Below are 11,431 nucleotides of genomic sequence, written 5' to 3'. Positions count from 1 at the left end.
ATCTCACTGTATTTTGTCTGTTTCATCAAACCAGGTTATTTCACTGTCCAGCATCTGCTTCAGTGTGGCAATTGGCATATGGTCGCAGTGATTGATTTCCACACCGGCAAGACGGTAGCAATCCGCCTTTATGCCGGAACTTTGCCTTTGCCAGTCGCCTTTTGCTCTGGCCAGCAACCCGGACAATATCTCAGCAGTGGGCAAGGCACTGAGCTGGTTTTTCATCAATTGCACACTTTGGTCCGGATGCAGGTCCAAACTGGTATATACAAGTGCAATCCCCATCTCGGGCAGCACCCTGCAACCATAGCCATATACCTGCCCCTGTACCCGCAATGGCAGCAAAGAATGCTGAAGGTGATGAGCCAGCATATATAGGGCCAGGGGATCAGCAGCTCCCGCGAGCTCAGGCACCTTTACCCCAAGCACAGCAAAGCCCGGCCCGCTATGACTGACCAGGGTGCCCTGTAACCTTTTGCCCGTCGTGGTTTGGCTTGCGTCTGGCCCTGAGAACCTTTCTTTGGATTGCGTTGAAGTGCCTGCCCCGGGGAGCAACTTGACCAGCGCCAGCTCTGTGCCCAACCAGCATCCATGGGTATTAAGGCTCTGCAGTGCAATACCGCCAGGATAGCTATGTGTATCCGGGCTGTGACCAGAAGCCGGGCTCAGATAGTGACGGATATGGGAGACTGCTGCCGCCAGATCCCAGCCCCCTGAAAGTTCACTTACGACATCAGGCTCAGGTATTGGCAAAGCTTGTTTGCACAAGCTGGCCAGATAGCTCTGTACCCTGACGGCATCCCTGTCTTCACATTGAATGATGAGCCCTGTAATGGGCTCAACATCCATCAGCTCGCACCTGGCGGGAGTCAGGCTCTCACGGCTCCATATCATGAATTGTTGCCGCGCAGCCTTTAGCCATCTGGCGATCAGCTCGGCGCTGCCAGGCTCACCCTTGCCTTGCTCCTTGCCTTGCTCCTTGCCTTGGTCCTTGCCTCTATAGCGGATCAGCAGAGCGACCTCTCTGGTAGTTAAGATTGCGGGGTAAGACTCAGTGCCGATCCGTTTATTGTCATCGTCCTTACAGCTCTCTGAGTCAGAGTTACCCTTATCTGCCGCTTTTCCTGCCAGGCAGGCGGGAGCAAGATTATCGACATGCTGATAAAGCGCTGCCAATCCCCTCCCCCATTTGCGGGCCTGCTCAGCATGGGATTCAAGTTCTGCCTGTCGATACCAGTACTGGTTCACGCTGAAGTTTTGCTGCTGCGCTTCCAGCATCTCTGCCAGCCAAAGCTTGAGGTCAGGTCCCGGCAGAGCATCTTGCCTTAAGGATACCAAGGGGATAACAGACACAGAGTCATCAGCCAGCGCTCGCCACCCCTTGCTGTTGAGGCAAGCCGTGGCATCAGCATGCTTAAGCGCACTGATAAATGCCTTTTGCTGCCAGCGACTGAGAGAGGAGACTGAAAACAGTAAACACGCCTGCCCGTCTGAGCCCAGATGTTCGGAAACAGCCCGGTTTATCCCGGGCAAGGGGAATGCCTCTATCAGTTCAGAATGATTACCCTGTGAGTCACCTGGGCCATTAACTTCATACAGATGGTGCATCTGCTCCAGCATGGCGGCGATTTCTTCTGCTGGCCAGGGGCCACTGGTCACCAAAGTCATAAGTTCAGGTCGATACCAGTGTCTAAAGCACTGCCTCAGTCTCGCCGGAGTCAATTGAGAGATACATTCAGGGATACCGCCATAAGCGTAATAAGAGCCAGCCAGAATTTGCTGCTGCAGTGCAAAGTCCGCCTTTGCCATATAGCTGCACATCTCCCGGTACAGCACTCCGTCATCACATGCAGTGCCGTCTTCATCAGCAGGCTGAGTGTCAGGGTTGAATATCTCACTGTTGAACTCCTCCTCCCGGAGCAGAGGGGCTATGGCGGCGTGAAGCAGGTAGTCCAGCATGGTGAGTCCGGCATTGACCTCGGTGGTCGACAGATGAAAACAGGTTCTGTCTCTCTGGGTACTGGCATTGAACTCACTATAATTCAGGCTTTGCCTCAGGCTAAAAAACTCATCCGGGTCTGGATATTTCACTGAGCCCCTGAGCACCCAATGCTCCAGCGCATGGGCAGCCCCCGAGTCATCAAAAGCCGGAGTGGGAATAATCAGACTGGCCAGCAGCTCATTGTCCTCATTGCCAAGGATAACGGGACAGTGCCAATGACTCAGACCGTTTCGGGTTCGCTGCTTTATCCAGCGTTCAGGGCAGGATGAGGCCTCAGCAGAGACAGGCAAAAGAGTGGACAAGCTGCTGGACACGCTAAAGCCCGCCTATACCCGGGTTTGCATAATGATCTGGCTGTTTCGCACTGTTCGCGCCAGAGTATCTCCATTGCGACAGGCTGCTGCAGATTCAGCGGCTGAAACTATTTTGTGGTGGTGCGGCGACTTATCACACACGGGATCGGCATTGGCAGCATCTCCGGTCAGCAACAATGCCTGACAACGACAACCACCAAAATCTTTCTCCTTTTCATCACAGCTGCGACAGGGCTCGGGCATCCAGTCAAACCCGCGGTACTTGTTGAACAGCTCAGACTCATACCAGATAGACTTCAAGCTCGAATCCCGCACATTGGGGAAACTCAACGGCAACAGAGCGGCACTGTGACAGGGCATGGCCCGGCCATCAGGGGCAACACTCAAAAAGATATTTCCCCAGCCACTCATGCAGGCCTTGGGGCGGGTTTCATAATAATCCGGGGTCACAAAGATAAATCTGGGGCCGACACCATTCTGACTGTCACGCACCGCATTCACCTGAGCTTCGGCTGTACGAACCTGCTCCAGCGTGGGCATCAGTTGATCCCGGTTCTGCAGTGCCCAACCATAGTACTGGGCGGTAGCCAGCTCGACATAGTCAGCTTCAAGCGACTGACTGAGCTGCATAATGGCATCGATGTTTTCAATATTCTGTTTACTGATCACAAAGTTAAGCACCATGGGAAAGCCATGGGCCTTAACCTGCCGCGCCAGCTCCTGCTTGGTCTCAAAGGCTTTGCGCTTACCGGCAATGGCATCATTGGTATCAGGATCGGCGGACTGAAAACTCACCTGAATATGATCAAGCCCGGCATCCTTCAGGGCCTTAAGGCGCTTATTGGTCAGGCCTATACCTGAGGTGATCAGATTGGTGTAGAACCCCAGCTCTCTGGCTTTGGCAACTATCACCTCCAAATCCTTACGCAGCAGCGGCTCCCCCCCGGACAGGCCCAGCTGCACGGCTCCCATGGCTCTGGCCTGCTCCAGTACCTTCAGCCAATCCTCGGTAGACAGCTCATCAGCCGGGTCCCCCAAATCAACCGGATTGGCACAATAGGGGCAACTGAGCGGACAGCGATAGGTCAACTCCAGCAGCAACCACAGAGGTGGGTTAATGGAATTCTCAGCAGATCCACTGTTTGGCATGGGCTTCCCCCAAAAACTCGGTCACATCTTCCGCCAGGGTATCTGCCTGGGGGAACCTGGCCTGCAGCTCGGCGATCATCTGAGCCACCGTGCGCTCACCATCCAGCATACGCAGGATCTCACCGGCACTTTCACTGAGTTTAATCATGCCCTCAGGATAGAGCAGCACCCAGGCATTCTGCGCTGGCTCATATTGCAAACGGAACAGCTTATGAACCTGATAAGCCTGATTTTCCTGGATCATAACTGCAGTCCTCTGTGGTAAACCTGCTCATCAGTCACTGTGTGAAACGGTGGCCTTTTGTACTCATAAGCCATGGACATTGCATCCAGCATGGACCAGAGAATATCCAGCTTGAACTGAAGTATTTCCAACGCCTGCTGCTGTTTTTCTGCCGTATCAAAAAAGTCGAGCGTGACCTCCAGGCCATGGTTTACATCCCGTCTTGCCTGACTCAGCCGCTGGCGGAAATAAGTCAGCCCCGCCTGATCAATCCAGGTGTAATGCTGTGGCCAGGTATCCAGTCTGGATTGATGGATTTCAGGGGCAAACAACTCGGTCAATGAAGAACAAGCCGCCTGTTGCCAACTGGCGCGACGGGCAAAATTCACATAGGCATCCACCGCAAAGCGCACTCCGGGCAGCACATGACGCTGATCAATAATCTCTTCCCTACTCAGACCAACCGCCTCCCCCAGAGCCAGCCAGGCTTCTATGCCACCCAGGGTTTCTCCCAGACTTTCGTGACCGTCATGATCCAGAATGCGCTGGATCCACTGGCGGCGGGTATGAATGTCCGGGCAATTGGCCATAATGGCCGCATCCTTCATTGGGATATTAATTTGATAGTAGTAACGGTTGGCCACCCAGCCCCGGATCTGCTCAGGCGTACATTTCCCCTGATACATGGCCTGATGAAAAGGGTGGTGGATATGGTACAGACGGCCTTTGTCTTTTAAAGCTGCCTCAAATGCCTCCCGGGTCATTGGTGCCTGCATGCCTTTCTCCTTACACTTGGATCAACATGCCATCAAAGGCAACTTCTACACCGGCGGCACGTACCTGAGCGTGCTCACTTGAGTCAGGATCCAGAATCGGGTTGGTATTATTAATATGGATCAGGATTTTTCTCAGTGCTGTAAATGGCTCCAGCAGCTTGAGCATGCCTTCGTCACCGGATACCGACAAATGCCCCATATCTGAGCCTAAACTGGTGCCCAGCCCCAGGCGAATCATCTCGTCATCCTGCCACAGAGTGCCGTCCACCATGGCGCAATTTGCACTGTCCAGCGCCGCCATCACATCCCGGTTTATCTCTCCAAGACCCGGGGCGTAAAACAACACCTTTCCCGTATCCTTGTCGGTAATCTTCAAACCTATACTGTCGCCCACATGGTAGTTGTTTCTGTGTGGCGAATAGGGAGGTGCATTGGACTTCAAAGGCACAGGTTCAAACGACAAGCCTGCCACTTCCTCAATCTCAAATGCTTCAACGGGGTTCACCTTAATCTCATTATGGCGATAGCCCCCATGCCAGTGTTTCATCATCGCCAGAACGGGGAACGACTGGGTGAGGTCGGCTCTGACCATCTCAGTACAATAGAGATTCAGCGGCAATCCTTCCCGTAAAATCAACAAACCTGTGGTGTGGTCTATCTGGCTGTCTGTGACTATCACTGAGCGGATACCTGAGCCTCTGGGACCATTTGCTTTGGCTATCTGAGGATTGGCATTAATTTGCTGTCGAATATCGGGAGAGGCATTGATCAGCACCCAGTCCTCACCGTTCTGACTGACGGCTATAGATGATTGAGTTCTGGGTTGCGCATTGGATGTACCCTGTCGGCAGGCAACACACATGGGACAGTGGCAATTCCATTGGGGAAAGCCCCCGCCCGCCGCCGAACCCATTACCAATACCTGCATCCTTTCTCCTCCCCGATTTAGCTTGCGTAAGATAGAAAAAGCCCCCGGGGCAATAGCGCGCCGGAGGCAGATTTAAGCTCAGCGGTTGCTGATATACAGCGTCACTTCAAATCCGAGACGCAGTTGCTGATAGGATGGCTTAACCCACATAGTCAGTCTCCTTCATATTTGACGTTTACACCCAAAAGCCTGTCCGGCCTTCAATATCAAGCATATTGACCCCCCTGCGCGGGTAAAATGCTACTTTGTGATGAATTATGTCGTCTTTATCTCTACCACTTTTACGCCAGTATTCTGATTTAACGTGCGTTTCCGGCTTTTGTTGCCATATCGACTGACCACACAGCGCTTGCTGTCATCAATAATCACCAAACATTCCAGACACTGAATACATTCGTCATAATCAATCCGTCCATCACTGTGAATGGCCTTAATCTGACACTGCTTGTTACATAACTGGCAGGGCTGGCCACACTCATCTCTGCGTCTTAACCAGGAAAACAATCTTAAGCGCCCCAAGATCGCCAACCCAGCACCCAAAGGGCACAGATAGCGACAATAAAACTTATGAATAAACAGGCCTGCGGCCAACAGCAGCAATGCGTATAGCATGAAAGGCCAGTAGCGGACAAAGTTCATGGTCACTGCAGTTTTGAATGGCTCTACTTCAGCCAGGGTTTCCGCCAGGGACAGGCTGTAAAAAGACACGGCTACCAGCAGCAATAACATTGGGTACTTAATCAACTGCAGTCGCCGATGCAGTCTGTCATCAGGCTTCCACTGTGGCAGCCTGAGTTTCGCAGCCAACTGCCCCACCAGCTCCTGCATAGCGCCAAAGGGGCACAACCAGCCACAAAACAAGCCTCTGCCCCACAGAAACAGAGAGACAAACACAAAGCTCCACAGGATAAAAATCACGGGATCCAGCAGGAATACCTGAATATCGAAGCCATTCCACACTGACAACAGCAAGGTGTAGATATTCACCACAGACAACTGCCCCTGGGTGTAGTAACCAATAAAGCCAATGGTAAACAGCAGGGCAACTAATCTGGCCTGAGGCAGGTATCGGCCAAAACGGACCGACAAACTGCGCTGTTTGGTAAAGAGTATCCCCAGCAGCAGGAGGTAAATGGAGAGCATGATGATTTCAGTCAGCCGCTGCTTCCAAATCTGCATCCACAACGGCAGCGGAACCTCGGCCTCAGGAGGAGGCTCAGTTAACGACTCAGGCAACTGAAACGGCTCGTTCAACTGCCCCAGCCTTGGCAGTAAAAAGTTGTTACTGAGATTGACGGTCAGCCGCCAGTCCATCACCTTTGCCGGGTCAAAGCCACTGCTTCCCTGAATCACAAACACCCGGATATTGGAGTAACCATCAAGCTCATCGCTGACCCTGGGTGAGTAGTAGCTGTAAAAATCAATATCCCGCAAATCCACAGCAAACTCATTCTGCATCAATCCCAGCCGGCTGGGAGAAGTGCCGGCAACAAAGTCATCGCCAACAAAATCAAACGCACCTCGGGACAGGAGTAAAACGGCGATTTCCCCTTCAGCCAGCTCGTCAAGCAGCCGCTGGTACTCCTGTTGCCCAAGCAGGTTAATGCCTATCAGGGGACTGGATACAAACAGCGCCTGAATATCAATAAAGCTTTCACCTTCAGATGTATTGGTCACATCAGCCAGGCGTCCGGGTTGAATATCAAGGGCATCAGCCGCTTCATCCAGCGTCATTTGCCAGTGGAATATCGCCCCCAGCTCAGCCAACTGCGACAAACTGGCAGCTTCATAATTATCCTGCTTCAGGCTGGATACCTCAGCGCCCCCGAATCCCTGCAACTTAGCTCTGGCGACCTTGGAGGCAGCTGTTATCAGGGTGTCATTAACCACCATGACAGACACAGTCGCCTTGGTTACACCGTCCAGATAAACGGTCCGGCCATCTGCCATCTTGCCCTGACGACTGCCAACAATAAACCTGTGCTTAATCTGCCTGCCGACGTACTGGGCAATGAACTCCAGTAACGGGTCCTCCCCCAGGCCATGCAGGAAAATCGGCTCATGGTGGCGGACTATCTCAACGCCCTGAATCACTCCCTGCATATCCAGTCCGACCCTCAGATTAATACTCTCTCCGGAGAAGCCGGGGAAATTAACCAGATCATCAGACTCAAATACAAAACCCAACTGTTGGTTCAGTTGGAACACAGGGGTCAGCCCCATCTCATCTGCAACCTGAGTCCGGGTGGCTGTGGGAAAGAGTTTGGCAACCTCAGGGGTGACTTCCATCCACTGGGCCAACACAGAGAATGGCAACAAACATAAGGTGATTAGCAGGCGGATATGTATCATGCCAGGCCTCCCAAAAACCAAGCCGGCACTGGGCCGGCTTGGATTGGGACAATGAGCTTAGAAGAAGCCCAATGGTGATGGGTTATAGCTGACCAGCAGATTCTTGGTTTGCTGGTAGTGATTCAGCATCATGCGGTGAGTCTCACGGCCGATCCCTGACTTCTTATAACCACCAAAAGCAGCATGAGCCGGATACAGGTGATAACAGTTGGTCCATACACGGCCCGCTTCGATTCCGCGACCAACACGGTAGGCACGGTTCATATCACGGGTCCACAGACCTGCGCCCAGACCATAGATGCTGTCATTGGCAATCGCCAACGCTTCTTCTTCCGTCTTAAAGGTGGTAATACCCACCACAGGACCGAAGATCTCCTCCTGGAATACACGCATGTTATTTTCGCCCTTCAGCAGGGTTGGCTGAATATAGAAGCCCTCTTCCAGACCACTGCCCGCTGCACCTTTGTCACCGCCAATCAGTACTTCAGCACCTTCCTGACGACCAATATCAATATAGGAGAGGATCTTGTCGTACTGTTCACGGCTCACCTGAGCACCCACCTGACTATCGGTATCCAGCGGGTTACCCTGCTTCACCGTCTGCACTCTGGCAACCAGCTTCTCAACAAACTTCTCGTAGATAGATTCATGCACCAGAATACGGGATGGGCAGGTACAAACTTCACCCTGGTTAAGGAATGCCAGCGCCGCCCCTTCCAGACACTTGTCCAGATACTCATCTTCATAGTTAAAGATATCTTCGAAGAAGATATTGGGAGACTTGCCGCCCAGCTCAACTGTAGCTGGGATCATATTAGAAGCAGCCTCTTTCAGCACTATGCCACCCACTTCACTGGAACCAGTAAAGGCCAGCTTGGCGATACGCTTGGAGCTGGCAAGAGGTGCACCGGCCTCGGCGCCCATACCGTGAATCACATTGAGTACACCCGGTGGCAACAGGTCGCCCACTAACTCAAGGAACAGGCAGATAGAGAGCGGCGTCTGCTCCGCAGGCTTAAGTACAATACAGTTACCGGTAGCCAGTGCTGGTGGAATTTTCCAGGCAGACATCAGCAGTGGGAAGTTCCAGGGGATAATCTGACCAACCACACCCAGAGGCTCGTTGAAGTGGTAAGCCACAGTATCGTTATCTATCTGGCTGTGCGCATTTTCCTGGGCACGGATACAACCGGCAAAATAACGGTAATGGTCAATTGCCAGTGGCAAATCCGCTGCCAGAGTTTCTCGAACACACTTACCGTTATCCCAGGTCTCTGCCAACGCCATCAGCTCCAGATTGGCTTCCAGGCGATCGGCAATTTTCAGCAGGATATTGGCACGCTCGGTAACTGAAGTCGCGGCCCAGGCATCTTTGGCTGCATGGGCAGCATCCAGCGCCTTATCGACATCTGCTGCGGTGGAACGGGGAACTTCACAAATAAAGTCGCCATTTACCGGTGAATGATTTTTGAAGTAGTTTCCTTCTGCCGGCGCAGTCCACTGGCCGTTAATATAGTTTTCGTAACGGGTTTTGAAGCTGACATTGGACTCCGGGGTCCCTGGTTGTGCATAAATCATGATTCCACCTCATTGCGTTATTCGAAATGGCCAAAACGGAAAGGTGTCGGCAAGCCCTGAATTTGACTCGTCCCTGGCTTCCCGGAGCCATGCTTCATTCTAGGCAGAGCAACAATTCCGACTCTATTGGCCGTTGGGTGAGAAAATTTCATACTTTTGGAGGGAATGACGCTGGGTTTAGTTTTCCCTTCAACGGGATGACAACCCTGTAATGTCATGAAACCAATTAAGAAAACATAAAAAAAGGCCTGCACTGGGCAGGCCTGAAAAAACAGCAGTCATATCACTGTTTCGGGAGTTTAAAGGTCCAGACTGTGCCGCCCTGGTTGAAGTTCTTCACCCGCTTGGCCACATCGCCGCCCCACAGGGGTACTGCACCACCCCAGCCGGACAGGACGCTGACATACTGCTCGCCGTCCATAGTCCAGGTGACCGGACTGCCCACAATGCCAGACCCCGTATTGAACTTGTAAAGCAGCTCGCCCGTCTTGTCGTCAAAGGCCAGCAGATAGCCCTCAGGATTACCGGTAAACACCAAACCACCGGCTGTGGTCAGCACGCCGCCCCATAATGGCGCGTAGTTTTGGTATTCCCAGACAATCTTACCGGTTTTGGGGTCAATAGCTCTGAGCACACCAACATAATCTTCATTGATGGTTTTGATGGTAAAGCCTGCCCCCAGGTACGCCGCTCCACGCTTGTAGGCGGTAGGCTCGTTCCAGATATCCATCTCCCACTCGTTGGATGGCACATAAAACAGCCCTGTCTTCTGGCTGTACGCCATCGGCATCCAGTTCTTACCGCCGAGGAATGACGGAGCAGCAACAACGGTATTACCCTGCTTGCCATCGGCTGAATCGGTAGGGTTACCGGGACGATTGGACGGAACAAAGATGGGACGGCCATTTTCATCCAGGCCACTGGCCCAGCTGATCTTGTCCACAAAAGGGAACCCACGGATAAACTTGCCATTGGTGCGGTCCAGCACATAGAAGAAACCGTTACGGTCAGCGGTGGCTGCAGCCTGAACCTTCTTGCCTTTATCTTTGTAGTCAAAGGCAATCAGCTCGTTTACACCATCGTAATCCCAGCCGTCATGAGGCGTGGTCTGGAAGTGCCAGACAATCTTGCCATCATCAGGGTCAATTGCCAGACGGGATGAGGAGAAGAGGTTGTCGCCCGGACGCATATGGGAGTTCCAGGGAGCCGGGTTACCCGTACCGAAGAACAGCAGGTCGGTATCCGGGTCATAGGTTCCCCCCAACCAGGGGGCTGCACCGCCGGACTGCCAGAGATCTGCAGGCCAGGTCTTGCCCGGCGCACCACCGGAAATACCTGTCTCAACTTTTTTGCCATCCTTCCACATATATCCCATGTGGCCTTCAACGGTTGGGCGTTCCCACACCAGGGCACCTGTCCTGGCGTCGTAGGCACGAACTTTACCTACAATACCGAACTCACCACCAGACACCCCGGTAATCACCTTGCCTTTGACGACTATGGGCGCGGCTGTGATTGAGTAGCCACCTTTGTAGTCCTCAACCTTTTTCTTCCAGCGCACCTTACCTGTTTTGGCATCCAGCGCCACCAACTTGGCATCCAGCGTACCGAATATCACCAGGTCATCGTACATGGCGACACCACGGTTGATCACGTCACAGCAAGGCATAATGCCGTCAGGCAAACGGGCATCATACTGCCAGATCTCATCCCCCGTGCGGGCATCGATGGCATAGACGCGGGAGTAGGAGCCAGTGACATACATCACCCCATCTTTAATCATGGGCTGAGACTCCTGACCACGCTGCTTTTCGCCACCCAGGGAAAAGGCCCACGCCGGACGCAGCTCTTTTACCGTGTCCTTGTTCAGCATATCTATGTCACTGTAGCGCTGTGCCTGCAGTCCCATACCATAGGTCAGCACATCGCCCGGTGTTTTCTGGTCATTGAGCAGATCTTTATCGGTAACGCCGGCCGCCATCGCAGAGGATGCCGTCATGGCAAACACCAGCAAGCCCGCCTTTGTAAATGACTCCATAATTGAACCTCGTATTGTTATCGTTTCTCAATTTAGATGCCCGATGCTGCTCAACTCCGGCATTTTTGTCT

9 protein-coding genes are annotated in these 11,431 nt (G+C 52.9%); all 9 read right to left on the bottom strand.

Translation table 11 applies throughout. The features are described 5' to 3' along the window. Positions 1 to 3: 3 nt before the first annotated feature. Positions 4 to 2,316 (bottom strand): insulinase family protein, encoded by a 2,313-nt coding sequence (locus tag ACFOE0_RS20195; RefSeq protein ID WP_248934371.1) that lies wholly within the window; start codon positions 2,314 to 2,316, stop codon positions 4 to 6. 12 nt (positions 2,317 to 2,328) lie between these two features. Further along, positions 2,329 to 3,465 carry a pyrroloquinoline quinone biosynthesis protein PqqE gene (gene pqqE / locus ACFOE0_RS20190; protein WP_248934370.1) on the bottom strand — a complete coding sequence of 379 codons (1,137 nt, stop codon included), beginning with the start codon at positions 3,463 to 3,465 and terminating at the stop codon, positions 2,329 to 2,331. Beyond that, entirely contained in the window at positions 3,443 to 3,709 is a 267-nt protein-coding gene (pqqD, locus tag ACFOE0_RS20185) for a pyrroloquinoline quinone biosynthesis peptide chaperone PqqD (protein ID WP_115135427.1), read from the bottom strand. The genes pqqE and pqqD overlap by 23 nt, the downstream gene beginning before the upstream one ends. Continuing rightward, positions 3,706 to 4,464, bottom strand: coding sequence for a pyrroloquinoline-quinone synthase PqqC (gene pqqC / locus ACFOE0_RS20180; protein ID WP_248934369.1), 759 nt, complete (start codon positions 4,462 to 4,464; stop codon positions 3,706 to 3,708). Before pqqC ends, pqqD begins: the two co-directional genes overlap by 4 nt. 10 nt (positions 4,465 to 4,474) lie before the next feature. After that, the gene (pqqB, locus tag ACFOE0_RS20175) at positions 4,475 to 5,392 is read right to left on the bottom strand and encodes a pyrroloquinoline quinone biosynthesis protein PqqB (RefSeq protein WP_248934368.1); all 918 of its coding nucleotides are present in this window, start codon (positions 5,390 to 5,392) and stop codon (positions 4,475 to 4,477) included. A 78-nt stretch (positions 5,393 to 5,470) separates the two neighbouring features. Next, positions 5,471 to 5,542, bottom strand: a complete 72-nt coding sequence (gene pqqA, locus ACFOE0_RS20170; RefSeq protein ID WP_248934760.1) for a pyrroloquinoline quinone precursor peptide PqqA — start codon at positions 5,540 to 5,542, stop codon at positions 5,471 to 5,473. Positions 5,543 to 5,647: 105 nt separating this feature from the next. Then, positions 5,648 to 7,744 carry a NosR/NirI family protein gene (locus ACFOE0_RS20165; RefSeq protein ID WP_248934367.1) on the bottom strand — a complete coding sequence of 699 codons (2,097 nt, stop codon included), beginning with the start codon at positions 7,742 to 7,744 and terminating at the stop codon, positions 5,648 to 5,650. 57 nt (positions 7,745 to 7,801) lie between these two features. Continuing rightward, positions 7,802 to 9,322: an acetaldehyde dehydrogenase ExaC gene (exaC, locus tag ACFOE0_RS20160; protein ID WP_248934366.1), complete on the bottom strand. Its 1,521-nt coding sequence runs from the start codon at positions 9,320 to 9,322 to the stop codon at positions 7,802 to 7,804. A gap of 283 nt (positions 9,323 to 9,605) precedes the next feature. Then, a complete protein-coding gene (locus ACFOE0_RS20155) occupies positions 9,606 to 11,321 on the bottom strand; it encodes a PQQ-dependent methanol/ethanol family dehydrogenase (protein ID WP_380712800.1) in 1,716 nt (571 codons plus the stop codon). Positions 11,322 to 11,431: the final 110 nt, after the last annotated feature.

The sequence above is a fragment of the Shewanella submarina genome (assembly GCF_042646185.1).
In the GTDB taxonomy this organism is placed as follows: Bacteria; Pseudomonadota; Gammaproteobacteria; order Enterobacterales; family Shewanellaceae; genus Shewanella; species Shewanella corallii.
The sequence above is the reverse complement of the archived record's forward strand: the minus strand, read 5'-3'. Positions and strand labels throughout refer to the sequence as shown.